At 41.2% G+C, this 17,834-nt stretch carries 17 protein-coding genes; 8 read left to right on the top strand and 9 right to left on the bottom strand.

The window, feature by feature from the left end; translation table 11 throughout:
- Positions 1-3: 3 nt before the first annotated feature.
- Both ACN6MY_RS05200 and queF read right to left on the bottom strand, forming a co-directional pair.
- Positions 4-987 carry a BMP family ABC transporter substrate-binding protein gene (locus ACN6MY_RS05200; protein ID WP_419883038.1) on the bottom strand — a complete coding sequence of 328 codons (984 nt, stop codon included), beginning with the start codon at positions 985-987 and terminating at the stop codon, positions 4-6.
- 579 nt (positions 988-1,566) lie between these two features.
- The gene (queF, locus tag ACN6MY_RS05195; RefSeq protein WP_419883037.1) at positions 1,567-2,064 is read right to left on the bottom strand and encodes a preQ(1) synthase; all 498 of its coding nucleotides are present in this window, start codon (positions 2,062-2,064) and stop codon (positions 1,567-1,569) included.
- A gap of 657 nt (positions 2,065-2,721) precedes the next feature.
- Here queF and ACN6MY_RS05190 point away from each other — a divergent pair.
- From ACN6MY_RS05190 to qoxD, 8 genes are all read left to right on the top strand, one after another.
- A complete protein-coding gene (locus ACN6MY_RS05190) occupies positions 2,722-3,519 on the top strand; it encodes an amino acid ABC transporter substrate-binding protein (protein WP_419883036.1) in 798 nt (265 codons plus the stop codon).
- Positions 3,520-3,534: 15 nt separating this feature from the next.
- A complete protein-coding gene (locus ACN6MY_RS05185; RefSeq protein ID WP_419883035.1) occupies positions 3,535-4,218 on the top strand; it encodes an amino acid ABC transporter permease in 684 nt (227 codons plus the stop codon).
- A gap of 14 nt (positions 4,219-4,232) precedes the next feature.
- The gene (locus tag ACN6MY_RS05180; protein ID WP_419883034.1) at positions 4,233-4,979 is read left to right on the top strand and encodes an amino acid ABC transporter ATP-binding protein; all 747 of its coding nucleotides are present in this window, start codon (positions 4,233-4,235) and stop codon (positions 4,977-4,979) included.
- Between the two features lie 330 nt (positions 4,980-5,309).
- Positions 5,310-5,444 carry a BA3454 family stress response protein gene (locus ACN6MY_RS05175; protein WP_419883033.1) on the top strand — a complete coding sequence of 45 codons (135 nt, stop codon included), beginning with the start codon at positions 5,310-5,312 and terminating at the stop codon, positions 5,442-5,444.
- A 461-nt stretch (positions 5,445-5,905) separates the two neighbouring features.
- Positions 5,906-6,814 carry a cytochrome aa3 quinol oxidase subunit II gene (gene qoxA / locus ACN6MY_RS05170; RefSeq protein ID WP_419883032.1) on the top strand — a complete coding sequence of 303 codons (909 nt, stop codon included), beginning with the start codon at positions 5,906-5,908 and terminating at the stop codon, positions 6,812-6,814.
- Positions 6,815-6,873: 59 nt separating this feature from the next.
- On the top strand, positions 6,874-8,817 hold the full coding sequence (gene qoxB, locus ACN6MY_RS05165) for a cytochrome aa3 quinol oxidase subunit I (protein WP_419883031.1): 1,944 nt from the start codon (positions 6,874-6,876) through the stop codon (positions 8,815-8,817).
- Complete coding sequence (qoxC, locus tag ACN6MY_RS05160) at positions 8,814-9,410, top strand: cytochrome aa3 quinol oxidase subunit III (RefSeq protein WP_419883030.1); 597 nt, start codon at positions 8,814-8,816, stop codon at positions 9,408-9,410. The genes qoxB and qoxC overlap by 4 nt, the downstream gene beginning before the upstream one ends.
- 1 nt (position 9,411) lies before the next feature.
- Positions 9,412-9,699, top strand: a complete 288-nt coding sequence (qoxD, locus tag ACN6MY_RS05155; RefSeq protein WP_071350488.1) for a cytochrome aa3 quinol oxidase subunit IV — start codon at positions 9,412-9,414, stop codon at positions 9,697-9,699.
- A 117-nt stretch (positions 9,700-9,816) separates the two neighbouring features.
- On the opposite strand, the gene ACN6MY_RS05150 is transcribed toward qoxD, so the two are convergent.
- The 7 genes from ACN6MY_RS05150 to ACN6MY_RS05120 form a co-directional block, all read right to left on the bottom strand.
- Entirely contained in the window at positions 9,817-10,050 is a 234-nt protein-coding gene (locus ACN6MY_RS05150) for a hypothetical protein (protein ID WP_419883029.1), read from the bottom strand.
- Between the two features lie 449 nt (positions 10,051-10,499).
- Positions 10,500-11,729, bottom strand: coding sequence for a S1C family serine protease (locus ACN6MY_RS05145; protein WP_419883028.1), 1,230 nt, complete (start codon positions 11,727-11,729; stop codon positions 10,500-10,502).
- Between the two features lie 176 nt (positions 11,730-11,905).
- Positions 11,906-13,201, bottom strand: a complete 1,296-nt coding sequence (locus tag ACN6MY_RS05140; RefSeq protein ID WP_419883027.1) for an Nramp family divalent metal transporter — start codon at positions 13,199-13,201, stop codon at positions 11,906-11,908.
- Positions 13,202-13,425: 224 nt separating this feature from the next.
- Positions 13,426-14,871, bottom strand: coding sequence for a sensor histidine kinase (locus ACN6MY_RS05135; protein ID WP_419883026.1), 1,446 nt, complete (start codon positions 14,869-14,871; stop codon positions 13,426-13,428).
- Positions 14,861-15,568 carry a winged helix-turn-helix domain-containing protein gene (locus tag ACN6MY_RS05130; protein ID WP_419883025.1) on the bottom strand — a complete coding sequence of 236 codons (708 nt, stop codon included), beginning with the start codon at positions 15,566-15,568 and terminating at the stop codon, positions 14,861-14,863. The genes ACN6MY_RS05135 and ACN6MY_RS05130 overlap by 11 nt, the downstream gene beginning before the upstream one ends.
- A gap of 128 nt (positions 15,569-15,696) precedes the next feature.
- A complete protein-coding gene (locus ACN6MY_RS05125) occupies positions 15,697-16,458 on the bottom strand; it encodes an alpha/beta hydrolase (protein WP_419883024.1) in 762 nt (253 codons plus the stop codon).
- A gap of 388 nt (positions 16,459-16,846) precedes the next feature.
- On the bottom strand, positions 16,847-17,794 hold the full coding sequence (locus ACN6MY_RS05120; protein ID WP_419883023.1) for a tetratricopeptide repeat protein: 948 nt from the start codon (positions 17,792-17,794) through the stop codon (positions 16,847-16,849).
- Positions 17,795-17,834: the final 40 nt, after the last annotated feature.

Below are 17,834 nucleotides of genomic sequence, written 5' to 3'. Positions count from 1 at the left end.
TTCTTAAGGTAGTATGCTTATGGATCCGCCGGAAATATTGCTGCGCAAGCGGTCCAATGTTTCCTCTTCCGCTGGTGAAAGCTTAATAACCGTGATTGGTGCTATTCCAACCCCGTTTTCTTTGATACCTAATCTGCTGTTTTTCTGTTTGATTTTTCCATGTTCGGCATATTCCTTCACCGCATTATAGACGGCTACATCCACTCGCTTAAGCATCGATGACACTACTGACTTTTCTGCCACAAAATATTGATCGCTGTCTACACCAAATGAATAGACACCGGCCTTCTGAGCCTCAAGAATTACGCCCACTCCTGTAAATCCCGCTGCCTGATACAGATAATCCGCTTTCTTTTTTATCAAGTCTTCAGCTATTTTTGCCCCTGCCCGGTCATCCCCGAAGCTTCCGGCAAACCGGGAAATAACTTTTGCTTTTGGATTAACGGATTTTACCCCTTCAATAAATCCTTTTTCGAATTTACGGATCAAGGGAACATCCACCCCTCCTACGAAGCCTAATGTATTGGTCTTCGTCTTCATGCCTGCTATGGCACCGATTAAATAAGAACCCTCTTCTTCTTTAAAAGTCACGGAGTAGACATTAGGAAGCTTTGATTCAGAATCCACAATTAGAAAATCGGTGTGAGGATACTTCTTGGCTACTTTATCCATAGCTTCCTGCATGGAAAATCCAAGTCCTATGATCAGATCGTTTCCTCCCTTTACCAATTGCTCCAGCCCTTTTTCGTAGGTTTTCGTTTCCTCGATTTCCCGGTAATCAAACTTCACTCCAAGATTGTCCCTCGCTTTTTCCAGACCTTCAAAGCCAGCATCCGAAAAGGATTGGTCCCCAAGGCCTGCATCCGACAGCATGATGCCAATTTTAATTCTATGCTTAGAGGCACTTGCTGTTTTATCTTGATTAGAACAACCCGCTGCACTAACCAGCAAGACCAGTATGATCGACAACATCAGAACTTTTTTCATAACAAAATCCATCCCTGCCTTATTATTTTGAATTCATTCTATATAACGGCCATTTCAGGATAAATGTTTACAGTTTTATTTATTATCGCAATATACAATTAATTCAGGCGGGAATATGACAATGGATAAATTGGAGCCACCGAAAAGGTTTAGCCAGTGTTAAACTGGCCGGTTGATTTCCGCTCCAGGATGCATCGCTTTCCGCAGGGCGTGCACTGAGCCTCCTCGACGCTAGCGTCTGCGGGGTCTCACCTATCCCGCTGATCCCGCAGGAGTCTCGCACCTTGCGCTCCAATCAACCTCGTGCTTAAAAATGAATGTATCTAACTCAACGATGGCAATTCTCTTATTTATCAAAGAATAAAGGAATATCTTTCTTTATTTATTTTGACCAATGAACGAATCATTCAAGAAGCTGTCCTTACAACAGGGACGAAAAGCAAAAAATAGGATAAAAGGAGAATTGTAAACATAAAAAAAGCTGTACCTATTCTAATATAGAATAAATACAGCTTTTTTCTTTAGGTCTATCACGAGGTCAAAAATTTTTCCCCAAATAAAGCCTATGTCATTATTTCATTAACGGTTGTCGATTTTTTCCGGATACAAGTCGTGGTTCATTAGCCTGTAATTTGCCATTTCCTCAAATTTAGTTCCAGGTTTTCCATAGTTCGTATATGGATCAATGGAAATGCCGCCTCTTGGAGTAAATTTGCCCCATACCTCAATATATCTCGGATCCATTAATTCAATAAGATCATTCATGATAATATTCATGCAATCCTCATGGAAGTCCCCGTGATTGCGGAAACTGAACAAATAAAGTTTCAATGATTTACTTTCGACCATTTTTTCGCCGGGAATATAGCTGATATAGATTGTAGCAAAATCCGGCTGTCCCGTTATCGGGCAAAGGCTGGTAAATTCCGGACAATTAAATTTCACAAAATAGTCGCGGTTTGGATGCTTATTATCGAAGCTTTCCAAAATCTCCGGAGAATAATCAAATAAATATTTTGTTCCCTGATTTCCAAGCAGGGTAATATCCGTTAATTCTTCTGTCTTTCTGCCAGACATCCTAATTCCTCCTAATATCCCGTTTCACTAGAGAGTATACTCTAACCGGAAGCTTTTTTAAAAAAGGCTCTGTTAAACTTGCCTGTTGATTTCCGCTCCAGACGTAAGACTCCCCGGGGCGTTCGCCGAGCCACCTCGTCGCCAAGCGTCTGTGGAGGCTCGCCTGTAATGCTAATCCTCCAGGAGTCAAGCGTATCCGCTCCAATCAACAAAGTACAGAAATCACCATTGTACTTTAGCAAAGCCTAAAAAAAGAAAAACCATATCGCCTCAGTGATATGGTTGATTGGTATAGGATCAAGCCATAGTTTTTTATAGAGGGTTGCCGCTATGAACCTCTCCCGCTTCACGGAATATGTATTTTTTTCTTTGTTACTATATGTAAAAAAACAAGCTTTGTCAATCAATTCATTTTTACATCTCCTTTTTTACGGGCTCTGTTAAAGCTCAATGCAGTTTTTTTCAACAGGCAAGATTTACAGAACCTTATTTCTAAATACGTTTTCGCCTCCTTCTCTAAGGGTATCTGTATTTTAAAAATAATATTTGGTTTAAAGAGACATAATAAGGAGTGCTTAATTCGTTGACAAGCAAATTTTTTTCAAGTATTCTGATTAAGTTTTTAATAATACCGATAAAAATAGTGGGGGTTAAGATATGAAGAAAGCAGCATGGTCTTTTCTTGCATTGATTCTTGTCGTGGCTTTATCAGCCTGCGGCACAAGCAAGGATAAAAACAACTCAGCATCAAACAGTCTTTATGATCAAGTGAAGAAGAAAGGCGAAGTAACGATTGGTACAGAAGGAACTTATGCACCTTTTACTTTTCATGACAAATCCGGCAAATTAACTGGATTTGACGTTGAAATTGCCCAGGAAGTTTTCAAGCGCCTGAATATCAAGCCGAAGTTCATTGAAACAAAATGGGACGGCATGATTGCCGGACTTGATTCAAAACGCTATGACATGGTGGCTAATGAAGTTGCTGTGCGTGATGACCGCAAGAAAAAATATGACTTTTCAAATCCATACATCGTGTCTAAAGCTGTCCTGATCGTAAATAAGGACAACAAAGACATCAAAACACTTGATGATTTGAAAGGTAAAAAAGTTGCACAGTCCTTAGACAGCAACTATCGCAAAATTGCTGAACAGCACGGAGCAACAAACACAGTGGTAGATGGCTTCAATCAATCCATTGACCTTATTACTTCCAAAAGGGTTGATGCAACACTGAATGACAGCCTTTCATACCTTGATTTAATCAAGCAGCGCCCTGAATTGCCGATCAAGAAGGTATATGAAGAAAAAAATGCAACAAGCAATGCTTTCCTTTTCCGTAAAGACAGCGGCAAGCTTGTAACTGAGATCAATAAAGCCTTGGCAGATATGAAAAAAGACGGTACGTACTTAAAAATCTCTAAAAAATGGTTTGGAACGGACGTATCGAAGTAAAGGAATTGAATAGATATGTTTGCTGATGAACGAGTCACCCGAATATTAGGAATCCTTAGCGATTCCTTTTTTCCTATCTTAAAAGCGGGTCTTTATTATACAATACCGCTTACGCTGATTACCTTTATTCTCGGACTCCTGCTGGCGTTTTTTGCAGCAGTTGCCCGCATATCCGGGGTTAAACCCCTGGTAGCACTGGTGAAATTTTATGTTTGGATCTTCAGGGGAACACCCCTGCTTGTCCAGCTATTCATCATTTTCTATGGTTTGCCCAGTGTGAATATAACGTTAGACCCGCTTCCGGCCGCAATTATTGTATTTACTTTAAATAAAGGCGCATACAGCTCTGAAATCATACGCGCTGCAATCCTTTCCATTCCAAAAGGCCAATGGGAGGCTGCCTATTCTATCGGAATGACAAGGGGACAGGCCATGAGAAGAATTATTCTTCCTCAAGCTGTCCGGGTTTCCATCCCTCCTCTTGGGAATTCATTTATCAGCCTTGTGAAGGATACATCACTTGCTGCAACAATTACAGTTACAGAATTATTTCAAAAAGGGCAGCAAATTGCTGCTGTAACCTATGAGCCTTTATGGCTTTATATTGAAGTAGCTTTTATCTACCTTATATTCAGCACCGTGCTTTCTTATTTGCAGACTAAACTCGAAATCCGCTTTGAGCGAAGTGTGGCTAAATAATGGAGGAACATCAAATGATTATCTTAGATGGCCTAAAAAAAAGATTTAATGACCTGGAAGTTTTAAAAGGCATTGACCTTTCAATTGAAAGAGGTAAAACAGCAGTTATCATCGGTCCTTCCGGTTCAGGAAAGACAACGCTTCTCCGCTGTTTAAACCTGCTTGAGATTCCAGACGCAGGCTCGATTGTGCTGGGAAACAAAAATATGTCTTTTAATGAAGGATCAAAAACCAATAAAAAAGAAGTTGTCGCTTTCCGGCAGCAAACGGGAATGGTATTCCAGAACTACAACCTCTTCCCGCACCTTACTGCAGTCGAGAATATTATGGAGGGCCAAGTAATTGTCCTGAAGCGTTCCAAACAGGAGGCCCGTAAAAAGGCGATGAATCTTCTGGATAAGGTTGGCCTCGCTGATCGTGCGGACATGTATCCGCATCAGCTTTCCGGAGGCCAGCAGCAGAGGATTTCCATAGCACGCGCCATGGCTATGGACCCAGAAGTACTATTGTTTGATGAACCCACCTCCGCCCTGGATCCAGAACTTGTCGGTGAAGTTCTTAAGGTTATGAAAAATCTTGCTGAAGAAGGCATGACTATGGTTGTCGTGACACACGAAATGCAATTTGCAAACGATGTTGCTGATACCGTAGTCTTCATGGATCAAGGAGTAATAGCTGAAAAAGGCACTCCTGAAGAAGTACTTATCAACACCCGCAATAAACGCACCCTTCAATTCCTGAATAAAGTAAACGCACGTTAAACGGTAAAAAACACGAAACATTTTTAGTTTCGTGTTTTTTAATGGCTCTTTTTTTTAAAATTGTTATTTTTTAATGATTTCTGTGAGGCGGTCTCATTATTAAATGAGGTTTATTGGAGCGTAAGGTGCGAGACTCCTGCTTAGATTAGCGGGAAGCGAGTATCCTGGAGCGGAAATCAACCCCTTGTTCCATGGCACCACGATCAAAAAAGGCTGCTTCATGTTTTTATTTAAAAATATCCATTATTAATGGATTATGTGTTTTAAAAGGGATGATTTTTGGTATATATACTATAGAAAAAATATTCCGCTATAACGGAGGTGGAACAAATGATTGAAATAACAGTTAAACTGGATTATCAGGGAAAGTGCTACCAGACAAATGTAATTGCACGCAGAGGCACAGCTCAAGAGGAAATTTACCAAACCGCAATGGAACAGATACAAAAACAAGTTGCTAATTAACTTAAAGCAGGCATCCAAGAGATACCTGCTTTTTCATTGGTATATACTATTTAGTTTTATGAAATAATTATTTTCTTTCCATATTATAGAGAAATTTCAATTCCAGAGTATGGCTTCCTTTGATTTCAGCCATACTAGGAAATTAGAATGCCGTTTGATGATATTCATTATTTTCTAAAAAGTTGGATAATTTAATCATTTCAGTTATATCAGAATACTGTTTTCAAAAGTATAAATACTAAACTACCATCATATTTTACTTACTTAAATATATCCAGCTTTTAGTTTGTGCTTCCAATTGTTCACCAATAATAAATGAACTTTTTGTGACACTGCGTAACTTTAGATTGTATTTTTTCTCCTATGGGAATAAGATAGATACGTCAGTTTGTGAAATGTTTAACACTTTTTCTGAATAACTAACAAATTGCTTTAACCACTATATAAGAAAGGGGTACATTATGAAAATGAAATGGGCTTTCCTGTTTATAATTTTCACTATTGCCACAGTGCTTTCAGGCTGCGAAAATTCGTTACTAATCTTTGATCCAAAGGGTCCGGTCGCTAAAACGCAATCTGACACGATTTTATTCTCCATCTTAGTCATGATTTTCATCTTACTTGTCGTGTATGTACTTTTTGTAATTATGTTAACCAAATATCGCGCTTCTAAAGCGGATAAAGATTATGAGCCTCCGCATGACGAGGGCAGCAAGGTTCTTGAAACAATCTGGATTGCAATTCCGGTTATCATCGTTGCTGTACTGTCAGTTGTAACTGTCCGTACGACGAATGCAGTTGAAACGACTCCTAAGGGTTATGAATCACAAAAACCTGTCGTTATCTATGCTGCATCATCTAACTGGAAATGGCACTTCAGCTATCCGGAAGAAAATATCGAGACAGTTAACTATGTAAACATTCCTACAAACCGACCGATTGAATTCCGTCTCTATTCTTATGGTCCGATCTCAAGCTTCTGGATTCCACAGCTTGCCGGACAAAAATATGCAATGAGCGATATGGTAAATAAACTTCGTTTAGTTGCGAATGCACCAGGCTCTTTCATGGGCAGAAACTCCAACTTCTCAGGACGGGGATTTGCTGACATGGATTTCGAAGCACAATCACTTTCGCCAAAAGATTATAAGAAATGGGTTGCTGACGTAAAAAATACAGCTCCTAAACTGACTGAATCTAAATTTAATAAGCTTCTTAAGGCTGAGCACGTTGGCCGTGAGACTTTCACTTCCACTCACCTGAAATTCAACCCGGCACCAGAAGGCAAAAATGCCAGCCATCATCATGGCGGAGATGCAGATATGAAGTCTTCTGACATGGATGGAATGGATATGGGGAACGACAAATAATCAATGTGACTTAATATGAATCACAATTCTATTAACAATAAGAAAGGAGTCACAAACGTATGAAATGGGACGAATTTTTCGTAACCGGTGAACCGATGATCTACGGAGCCATGGTCAGTATCGTTGTCGTTTCAATCGCTATTCTTGCAGGATTAACCTATTTTAAGAAATGGGGATATCTTTGGCGCGAATGGCTGACAACTGTCGATCATAAACGTATCGGTGTCATGTACATTTTAGCCGCCTTGCTTATGCTTTTCCGCGGAGGCGTCGACGCACTTTTGATGCGTGCTCAAACTGCAATGCCAGATAATGGCCTGCTTGATGCACAGCATTATAATGAAATCTTTACAACTCATGGGGTCATCATGATCCTGTTCATGGCTATGCCATTTATTATTGGGTTAATGAACGTTGTTGTTCCGCTTCAAATCGGGGCGCGTGACGTTGCATTCCCTCGTTTGAACGCTGTAAGCTTCTGGTTTTTCTTTGCCGGAGCTATGCTATTCAATATTTCCTTTGTTATCGGTGGTTCTCCTGACGCAGGCTGGTCTGCATACTTCCCGCTTGCAAGCAAAGAGTTCAGCCCAACAGTAGGAAATAACTATTACTCTCTATCACTTCAGATTGCCGGTATCGGTACATTGCTGACAGGTATTAACTTCCTTGTTACCATTCTGAAAATGAGAGCTCCAGGCATGACTTTAATGAAAATGCCAATGTTTACTTGGTCTATCCTTGTTACAAACGTAATTATCGTTTTCGCTTTCCCTGTATTGACTGTAGCACTTGCTCTAATGATGTTTGACCGTCAATTCGGCACACAGTTCTTTACAATGCAGAACGGCGGTATGGATATGCTTTGGGCCAACCTTTTCTGGGTATGGGGACATCCTGAGGTTTATATCGTTATCCTGCCTGCTTTCGGTATTTACAGTGAAATCATTTCAGCATTTTCACGCAAAAACCTTTATGGCTACAAATCCATGGTAATAAGCATGGTTGCCATTTCATTGCTTTCTTTCGTAGTATGGGCTCACCATTTCTATACAATGGGCCACGGAGCAATGGTTAATGGATTCTTCTCCATTACAACAATGGCTATCGCGGTTCCTACCGGGGTTAAGATATTCAACTGGCTCTTCACCCTTCGCAAAGGGAAAATTACTTTCACTACACCGATGCTTTATTCATTGGCATTCATTCCGATTTTTACAATCGGCGGTGTTACAGGCGTAATGCTTGCAATGGCAAGTGCCGATTATCAGTACCACAACACAATGTTCCTTGTAGCGCATTTCCACTACGTATTAATTCCAGGAGCAGTGTTTGCGGTAATCGCCGGGTTCCACTTCTGGTTCCCTAAAGTTTTTGGTTTCAAATTGAACGAACGACTTGGAAAGCTTGCTTTCTGGTTTATCGCAATCAGCTTTAACGTGGCATTCTTCCCGCTATTCATTCTTGGGCTAAACGGAATGGCACGCCGTATGTACACTTACTCAGCAAGCACAGGCTATGGCCCGTTAAATATGGTATCTTTCGTGGGTGCACTTGGACTTGCGATCGGTTTCTGTATCCTTGTTTACAATATCTATTACAGTATCCGCAAGAGCCCAAGAGAAACTACTGGTGACCCTTGGGATGCAAGATCTTTGGAATGGGCTACTCACAGTCCGATTCCGGTTTACAACTTTGCCATTACACCAACAATTGAAAAATTGGATGCGTTCTGGTTCTCTAAAAAAGGTGAGACACCTATTTTCCAAGGCAAATATGAGCCAATTCATATGCCGAACAACACAGGCGTTCCTTTCGTCATGGGTGTAGCAATCTTCTTCGGCGGATTCTTTGCAGTATTCAGCTGGTGGATTCCAGCAATCGTTGCTGTAGCTGTAATCTTCGGTACTATGATCCACCGTTCATTCGAACGTGACCATGGCTACCATATCTCTGTAGAAGAAATTGAAAGAACAGAAAATGCACTGCGAGGTGACAGAGCATGAAAATAGATAACTCACTTCCTCTTGAGTACAGCACAGAGGAAAACAGGTTAAAGGTATTGGGGTTTTGGATCTTTTTAGGGGCTGAAATTGCCCTTTTCTCCACCCTTTTCTCCGTATATTTCACGCTTTCAAACCGTTTTGGAAATGGTCCAAGCGCACATGATTTATTCGAGATTAAAGGTGTACTAATTGAAACTGCCTTGCTTCTTACAAGCAGTTTCACCATCGGCCTTGGAATTAACGCCATGCGCCATGGTTCAAAGAAAGCGATGATGACTTTCTTTATCATCACATTGCTGTTGGGCCTTGGGTTCTTAAGCACTGAGATCACTGAATTTGTCACATATGTCCATGATGGTGCAACAATTCAAACAAGCGGTTTCCTTTCTGCATTGTTTACATTGCTTGGAACACACGGACTTCACGTTACTTTGGGTGTATTCTGGGGCCTTGCCATTCTGATTCAGGTGAAAAGGGAAGGCTTCACGGCAGGTACAGCCAACAAAGCGTTTATCTTCTCTCTTTACTGGCACTTCTTAGACGTTGTCTGGATCTTCATCTACAGCTTCGTCTATTTGAAAGGAATGATGTAATATGAAACAATTATTCCCTGCTCACCATGTAATGGGATTTGTTTTCTCATTAATCCTATCAATTGTTGCCTTGGCGGTTTACTATTTTGACCTTTCTTTTACAGCTGGCATGATTATCTTGCTTATCACTGCTATTGCACAGGCAAGCGTCCAGCTTCTTATGTTCATGCACGTTGGTGAATCACGTGATAAGTCTCATATCTACTTGAATGTCGCTTATGCTTTATTCGTAGGTATTGTAACGATCCTTGGTACACTATTCGCCATGATCTGGGGATACAAGTACTAAACTACATCTAAAAAGCTGCAGGGCTTTGCGCCCTGCAGCTTGATGCTAAAAGAAAAAAAACCCTGAACGGGCCGTTCCTGTTCAGGTTTTTTTTTATATATTACTTATCTTTATTCATTACTTTATTCTTTGCTTAAATGGTCCGCCCTCACTGATTAGCAAAATCATAAGAGCACCCCCAAAGACAAAAACAGAGCTAAGTGCGATCATAATTCCCGTAATGGATACTATGTGGTTGTAATTGAAACCGCTTGCAAACATACCAATTACAAATAAACCAAAACCTAATAAGCAACCAAGGATTGCAGCAGTTCTCACAACATTCAGCGCTTTCATTTTGTTTTCATCCATATTTTCCATCTCCTTTGTACTTTCTATTTTACTTCTGTTCACAAATTTGTCAAATAGTTTTCATATATAATTCATTATATGCTATTGCATTTATTTTATTATTGTGCATCCGTTTATTTTTTCAAAAAAATTAATTACCCTATATATATTTGAAACATGAAGTGTACAAGCGGGCCTGATGGTTGTTTACAGATAATTCAGATTACCGATCGTTAGAATAATACTATTTCAAAGGAATGAATTTTTCCTTAATTGTCATAAAAAATAAATTATTTTTTTAGCCGGCTCTGTCACACTGCACCTTGCTCGTTTCCGTTCCAATCAGCAAGGTAATATAGTAAATCTTGCAGCCGCCCCTATGCGGCTCTCAAAGCTTTATTAATTCCTGATATCTAAATTAACCTAAACAAAGAGAGCAAATTACTTCTGCTCTCTTTGTTTAGGTTAATTTAATTTCCAAGCTGCACAGTTACAGTTTTTTTAATATCCCCCCGGTAAACACCCAGGGTTACTTTATCATTTGAACCAACCTTCGTATACAGATATTTTCTTAGCTCCGACGAATTCGCCACTTTCTTTCCATTGATTGAAACAATGATATCCTGTTCAAGGATACCGCTTCTCGCAGCAGCTGATTTAGGATCGACTCCTGTAACCATGACTCCGCCTTTCAAGTTCTTAGGCGCATTCTGGAGATAATACTGCGGCAGTTCATCCAAGTTTGACAAGCTCACACCGATATATGGACGCTTCACCTTTCCTTCTTTAATCAATTGATTAACAATAGGAAGTACATCGTTGCTCGGCAGTGCAAATCCTAAGCCCTCCACGCCACTTTCTGAGATTTTCATGCTGTTGATGCCAATTACCTCTCCATTTGAATTAATTAAGGCTCCTCCGCTATTTCCAGGGTTAATGGCTGCATCTGTCTGTATAACGTTCAATTCCCATTCACCCTGTGAGGTGGAAACGGGTACTGTCCTTCCTACGGCGCTTACAATACCTTCTGTAACTGTACGAGATAAATCAAGTCCAAGAGGATTGCCGATTGCAATCACTTGGTCTCCTGCGCGCAGGGAATCGGAGTCCCCAAAGCTGAGCGCATCAGGAGCCTTGCTTCCGTCAATTTTTAATACGGCTAAATCGGATAAAGGATCTGCTCCGACAATCTCCGCTTTAGTTTTTACTCCATTGGAGAGTGCAACCTGCACTTCCTTGGCATCCTCAATAACATGGTTATTGGTAACAATATATGCACTTCCATTTTCCTTTTTATAAATGACACCTGAACCTGAACCAGCTTCGACGTTTTGGCTCGTTGTATCCTGTGAAAAAAGGTCTCCATTATTCCCAGCCTGCAAGTTAACAACACCGACTACTGCCTTTGATGATTTCTCTACCATATCAGCAATGTTTGATGAGCCTTTATTATATGAAGTATTTTGGACATTTAGTTTTGAATTTTGACTGCTGCTTTGCACTGCCGTTTTCGGCTGTGCAGCAGTGGAAGCTGCGTGCGTATCATGAAAATAGTTACCTCCAGCCAAGAAAACTGTGCTTGTCACAAGCGAGCCGACAATACTTGAAACACCTGAGTAAATCCATATGGACCGACCGTTTTTTGGCTTCTGTCTTTGCTGCTGAGTATAGTTTTCTTCTTCGTGTATATTGTTTTCCATGATTTATTCCTCCCCTGATCACCGATTATGTTTTTATCATAACCAGTAATTATGGCCAAATTATTAACAAAGAATGAAACGATTATTAATAATCAGGAGATCACGCATAATGAAAGGCATCCATTTTCCCGACCAAAAAAGCAGGGTGCCTATAATAAGCACCCTGCCTTTACTATTTATGAAAGAATAGAAGAAATGACATCGACTATCAAGACAATATTGAGTGTAAGAATGACAGCGGCAAAAATACAGGCAATAATCGTAGTCAGTTTTCTGTTGACAAGATTGCCCATCAGCTCCTTTTTCCTTGTAAAATGAATTAACAGGATCAATGGGAGTGGAAGCACAATACTTAATATGACCTGGCTCACGACGAGCGTTTGTGTAGGATCCAGCCCCATTGTTACAACTATGGCAGCAGGGACCATAGTGATGACCCTTCGGAGCCAGACAGGAATGGTGAAATTAACGAATCCCTGCATAATAACCTGGCCTGCCATTGTTCCCACCACTGAGCTCGAAACACCTGAAACGAGCAAAGATACAATAAATACAGAAGCTGCAGCATGGCCAAGCAGAGGAATTAAAGTTACATAGGCTGTTTCAATGCTTCCCACAGCGGTATGACCCGATTCGTAAAAGACCGACGCTGCCATGACCATCATTGCCAGATTAACCACACCGGCAAGGCCCATTGCCAGAAAAATTTCGATTGTGCTGTATTTTTGAAGTTTTAATTTTTGCGCATCATTTTTCGGAACAACACGTTTTTGGGTTAAGCTGGAATGAAGGAATACCGCATGCGGCATGATTGTGGCTCCAATGATTCCAACGGCAAGCATGATGCTTTGGCTGTTTCCAATCCAAGGAACAATGCTATGGTACGCCACCTGTTCCATCGGGGGCTTGGCATAAAACATTTCTACGATATAGCATAAGCCGATAAGGAGGGCGAATGCTGTAATAATTTTTTCCAATGGCCGGAAACCATAGCGCTCCATGGCAACAATAACATACGTTATAATTCCGTTAATAATAACGGCGATAATCATCGGAATATCAAACAGCAGATGCAGTGCAAGGGTCGCACCAAGAAACTCTGCCAATTCTGTAGCCATGGAGGCAAGCTCGGACAATATCCACATGGAGATAGCCGACTTTTTCGGAAATGTTTCCCGGCAAAGCTCAGGCAGATTTTTTCCAGTGGCAATGCCAAGCTTCGCAGACATATTCTGAAATAAAATCCCCATGATATTGGCAATGACTATAACCCATAATAATTTAAATCCAAACTGGGCACCACCCGAAATGTTTGTCGCGTAGTTGCCCGGATCGAGATAAGCAATCGACGCTACAAAGGCAGGCCCTATAAAAGGCAATAAAGCAAGCAGCCCTTTTCGATTTCCTGAAATGGAGTCATCTGCGGCAGAGTAAGTTTTTTTATTAGACATAGCCTTTTGCTGCGTATTCATGTTTGTTCACCTCATCCCAAAGCTTGTATTTAACCTTTACTATATTTCTTTCCTATACCCAACTTTTAGTTCATTATACAACTTCCCCTTGAAAAAGGTGAATAATCCTGGTTAAATTATAAAAATATTTATTGTCATTTCATTATTATTCAGAACACCGGCCTTCTTTATGCTCATTCCCGGCAAAACAAAAGCGGCCGGATATCCGGACGCCGGGATGGTATTTATTCTGATTGCAGTGGCAGGCAAATCACAAACTTTGTGCCTTTTCCTTTTTCGCTTGTCACATTAATTTCGCCGTCAAGCAGATGAACCAGCTGCTTGACAATGGATAGGCCAAGCCCAAATTCTCCATATGGGGTGCTGCTTCTTGAAAGGTCTGCTTTATAGAAACGTCTCCAGATGGATTCAATTTCTTTCGGATCAATTCCTTTCCCTGTATCTTCAATCTCAATGACCGTCTGCTTCATTTCTGATTTTCCTCTGAGCCAAATGGTTCCATTTTCAGTAAACTGTATACTGTTCTTCGCAATATTGATTAAAATCTGCGTTAAACGGTCATAATCGGCATAAACCATCGCATCGCTGTCCGCTTCTGCCAATAGCACATTATTTTTTTCTTCAGCCTGAAACAAAAGCTGTTCTTTGATTATTTCAAGCATTTCTGAAAGCTGGATATGTTCCTTGTTCAGCTTGATTTGGTTAGAACGGATTTTTTCATAATCCAAATTTTCATTGACAAGCCGAATCAGCCTCTTTGTTTCCTTGCTTGCAAGCTTGATTCCTTTCTCCCTGTCTTCCTCAGGAATGATTCCATCTTGTAATCCTTCAATCATTCCTCTGATTGTGGCTAGAGGCGTCCTAAGTTCATGTGAAACATCAGCCATGAACTGCCTTCTCCTATTTTCAAGCACCTCGATTTCTTCATACGAGGCCTTCAGTCTTTCAGCCATTTTATTAAAGTCATTTCCAAGGTCGCCAATTTCGTCCAGCGCTGATGATGGTACATGGACATCATACTTGCCTGAAGAAATCATTGAAGTCGCCTCCCTGATTCTTTTGATCCGGGAAACATGGATTCTGGACAGAAGCCAGCTGAACAAAAAGGAAACGGCAAGCGCTATCAGTACGGTATAAAGCAGGTAGTGGTTAATTTCACTGATCATTTCCGCAGAACCGCTGATAGGAGAAATCAGCAGGATTCCTCCCAGCAGGTTTCCATTCCTTATATAAGGAAGTACAACCATGGAAACCTCCTGACCGAAGCGCTGATTTTCCCGCTTAATAACAACGGTCTTTCCTTCAGAAATCTGTTTCCACTCATCGCGGGTCGGAACAAATTTAGAAAGCCTGCCAGTAAAAGGGTATACAATGTTTTGATTTTCATCGAAGATGCTGAAGTTAATATTGCGGGCATTCAGCACGGTATAAAATTGCTCCAGCGTCGCTACAGGGCCTTGTGGATTTTTCTCGAATTTATCAAGAATGCTCCTACCGTAGGTGATCAATTCATCCGTCTTATTCTGGTATACCAGTCTTTCTACATAATTTGCAAAAAGAAGGCTCAGCACAATAAACGCTACGAGCAAGACACTGATATGGCTTCCAAGCATTTGATAAATATAATTAACCCTTAGTTTCTGAAGCAGCATGATAATCCTATTCTTCATGGGCAGCCGCCGATTCATCGAATTTATATCCCACTCCCCATACCGTATGAAGCATAGGCTTTCGTGAGGACCCTATTTTATTGCGAAGCCTCTTTATATGTACATCCACTGTTCTTTCATCTCCATAAAATTGGTAGCCCCAAACCCGTTCCAGCAGCTGTTCTCTTGAAAAAACCTGGCGAGGGTTGGTAATCAGATAATATAAGAGATCGAATTCCTTTGGAGTAAGGTTCGAAACAGGGTCTCCGTCTAAAAAGACTTCTCTTGTTTCTTTGCTTATTTTAAAATGGCGGGTCTTTATATATTGGCCCTCCTTGTCCCCCTCATTGCTTTCCTTTTCATATCTTCTTGAAACGGCCTTGATTCTCGCCATTAAGGCAAGCGGACTGAAGGGTTTGGTAACATAATCATCTGCCCCAAGCTCAAGCCCCAGCACCTGGTCTGATTCACTGTCTTTAGCGGTCAGCATGATAATTGGAATCCTGCTGCCTTCCTCTCTGATTTTGCGACAAATGGTGACCCCGTCCATTCCAGGCAGCATCCAGTCAAGGATAAGCAAATCCCACTCTCCAGATTTATAACGCTCATACCCCTCCTTTCCATTTGTAATAAATTCCCCGTTCAGCCCCTCTTTGGCAAAAAACATTTCCAGCATGGAACTAACACTTTCATTATCTTCTATTACAAGAATATCCATCTTGCATTCTCCTTTAGCATTGTAGTTCTTTATTTTAAATTAAGACTATCATCGAAGATTAGCAAATAATTTATCCTTCGCAGCGCATGAAAAAAAGAGACAGGAATGTCTCTTTCAAATTGCCAACATTATTCATGCAATGTTTGACTGCAGACTTTTTCTATAAAGGCCAGCGACTCTTCAATGATCAGGGTCTGGTCAAAGTCCAGCGTTGCCACATGATAGCTGTTTTGAAGAGTCACAATCTTCTTCTCCTCAGAAGAAATGCCTTCATAAATAACTTCAGCATTATCCGGTGGCACTACATGGTCCTCCTCGGATACAAAAATAAGTGCGGGACATGATATACGGCTAAGTTCCGCTCTCACTTCATCTGTTAAAGAAACCAGCTCCATCAGTGATTTTACAGGTGTTTTCTCATAAGCGAGCTCTGAAACAGCCGGATTCTTAATATCCGAACCAATAGCATCCAAATACCTTGTATTGCTTAAATCCTTCCCTGCGCCCATTTTTTCCAGATCTATTGCTGCATTGATTGGTATCACAGCCTCAATTTCACGGTGTTTTTCTGCAAGATATAGAATCAACGTGCCTCCCATGGAAAGACCAGTGACTGCGATCCTGTCACAGCGCTTTTTCAGCCATTGATACCCTTCTTCCACGGAAGCCATCCAGTCGCCGCGTGAGGTTGACTCCATATCTTCATAATGGGTGCCATGTCCTTTAAGCCTTGGCAAGCATACCGTATACCCTGTGGAAGCATAAGCCTCCGCAATTGGCCGCATACTTTGGGCCGTGCCTGTAAAACCATGGGATATGAGAATGCCCGTCCTGTTTCCTTCAAAATAAAACGGCTCTGCTCCTTTTAGGATTGGATATTGTTCAGCCATATTTCAGTCTCCTTTCTGATTAAAGCAGCAATCATAATAGAAGTTCGCTGATCTGCCCTTTATTTCCTGCAAAACCCGTCTGTGCTGAGGCACTTGGTATTGTATTAGCAAAGGGGCTGTTTTCATAAACTTTGTTGCTATGGAGCAATGGGTTGATTTCCGCTCCAGGAGGCTCTCTTTCCGCGGGGCGGGCGGCGAGCCTCCTCAGCAATACCTGCGGGGTCTCACATGTCCCGCTAATCTAAGCAGGAGTCTCGCACCTTACACTCCAATCAACCTGGCTTAACAATGGGATCGCCTCGCAGAACTTATTAAAAAACAACAATCTTTTAAAAAAGTGCCTTTAACAAAGATTGTGCATCAAGCTATAAAGGATTATTTAAGCCATTTAAATGGCCTCATAAACCTTTTTAGTCTTAGGGTTCACTCCATACCATCCCCATGTGGCTGTATGCCCTTCCTTGGTTTTAGGATCATCGATGACTACTTCAAATACATGGATGATGTAATCCCCATTATCTGCGTCATGATCATAGTGTGCTTTGATATTTGAAGAATTCTCCATGTGCAAAAAGCTTTTCACTAGCTTCTCTGCTTCGCTGTGTGTCAGGCTTTTAGCCGTTTGGCTATGCTTGTCATCGTTTTTCTTGCCTGCGGAAGGTTTAGGCTCATTCTGTTTTGGCGCTGGATTTTCCTTTTTCTTAGGGACTTCCGCTGCCGGCTGCTTTTGTTCTTCTTCTTTAGAACCGGCCTGTTCCTTTACTGAGTCATTCGTATCTTTTGAAGGCTGGCTGGATGCTGTTTTACTGTAAGCCTGTTTTTGGTCAGTGGTCTGTTTGATCAGAGCATTGGCTTCTTCTTTAAGTGCAGGATCCGCTGATTTCTCAGCAACCTCCTGAAACTGTTTGCTTGCTTCATCGAATTTTTTTTGATTCAGGGCTGTTAGCCCATCACTTAATTGGGCTTTCAGTTCAGTGCTTTGTTTGTCTGCAAGAACACCTTTTTCCATCCAGTCCTTTGCTTCCTTCTTAAGGTCCTTGTCTTCCTGCTGCTCTGCCTTCATATCCAGAACCTTTTTAAAGAAAGAAACCGAGACCTTAAAGTCTCCTTCATTAAAAGCCTTTGTGCCTTCTTCCATATATTTTGAAGCCTTCATAAGCTCTTTTGCCTCATTTGTCCGATTATCCTTAAATGCTTTACTGAAGGCTTCAGAAGCTTCCTGATAATGGCCATCCTTCAGCTGGTCTTTCCCAAGCTCCATATTGCTGCTGTATACTTTTGATGTGCACCCTGTCAGTAGAGCCAGTGAAACCAATAATAAACCTGCTTTTTTCATGCGATGTCCTCCCAATTATGTGTCCCGCTGCGATGATTTT

Origin of the sequence: Peribacillus sp. B-H-3 (assembly GCF_048572925.1) — a bacterium.
Lineage (GTDB): Bacteria > Bacillota > Bacilli > Bacillales > DSM-1321 > Peribacillus.
This window is presented reverse-complemented; position numbering and strand designations above follow the sequence as displayed.

Excerpts from the sequence above, each read along its gene's own strand:
- ACN6MY_RS05200 (WP_419883038.1), bottom strand. The coding sequence starts at position 987 with ATGAAAAAAGTTCTGATGTTGTCGATCATACTGGTCTTGCTGGTTAGT.
- queF (WP_419883037.1), bottom strand. The coding sequence starts at position 2,064 with ATGTCTGGCAGAAAGACAGAAGAATTAACGGATATTACCCTGCTTGGA.
- ACN6MY_RS05190 (WP_419883036.1), top strand. The coding sequence starts at position 2,722 with ATGAAGAAAGCAGCATGGTCTTTTCTTGCATTGATTCTTGTCGTGGCT.
- ACN6MY_RS05185 (WP_419883035.1), top strand. The coding sequence starts at position 3,535 with ATGTTTGCTGATGAACGAGTCACCCGAATATTAGGAATCCTTAGCGAT.
- ACN6MY_RS05180 (WP_419883034.1), top strand. The coding sequence starts at position 4,233 with ATGATTATCTTAGATGGCCTAAAAAAAAGATTTAATGACCTGGAAGTT.
- ACN6MY_RS05175 (WP_419883033.1), top strand. The coding sequence starts at position 5,310 with ATGATTGAAATAACAGTTAAACTGGATTATCAGGGAAAGTGCTACCAG.
- qoxA (WP_419883032.1), top strand. The coding sequence starts at position 5,906 with ATGAAAATGAAATGGGCTTTCCTGTTTATAATTTTCACTATTGCCACA.
- qoxB (WP_419883031.1), top strand. The coding sequence starts at position 6,874 with ATGAAATGGGACGAATTTTTCGTAACCGGTGAACCGATGATCTACGGA.
- qoxC (WP_419883030.1), top strand. The coding sequence starts at position 8,814 with ATGAAAATAGATAACTCACTTCCTCTTGAGTACAGCACAGAGGAAAAC.
- qoxD (WP_071350488.1), top strand. The coding sequence starts at position 9,412 with ATGAAACAATTATTCCCTGCTCACCATGTAATGGGATTTGTTTTCTCA.
- ACN6MY_RS05150 (WP_419883029.1), bottom strand. The coding sequence starts at position 10,050 with ATGGATGAAAACAAAATGAAAGCGCTGAATGTTGTGAGAACTGCTGCA.
- ACN6MY_RS05145 (WP_419883028.1), bottom strand. The coding sequence starts at position 11,729 with ATGGAAAACAATATACACGAAGAAGAAAACTATACTCAGCAGCAAAGA.
- ACN6MY_RS05140 (WP_419883027.1), bottom strand. The coding sequence starts at position 13,201 with ATGAATACGCAGCAAAAGGCTATGTCTAATAAAAAAACTTACTCTGCC.
- ACN6MY_RS05135 (WP_419883026.1), bottom strand. The coding sequence starts at position 14,871 with ATGAAGAATAGGATTATCATGCTGCTTCAGAAACTAAGGGTTAATTAT.
- ACN6MY_RS05130 (WP_419883025.1), bottom strand. The coding sequence starts at position 15,568 with ATGGATATTCTTGTAATAGAAGATAATGAAAGTGTTAGTTCCATGCTG.
- ACN6MY_RS05125 (WP_419883024.1), bottom strand. The coding sequence starts at position 16,458 with ATGGCTGAACAATATCCAATCCTAAAAGGAGCAGAGCCGTTTTATTTT.
- ACN6MY_RS05120 (WP_419883023.1), bottom strand. The coding sequence starts at position 17,794 with ATGAAAAAAGCAGGTTTATTATTGGTTTCACTGGCTCTACTGACAGGG.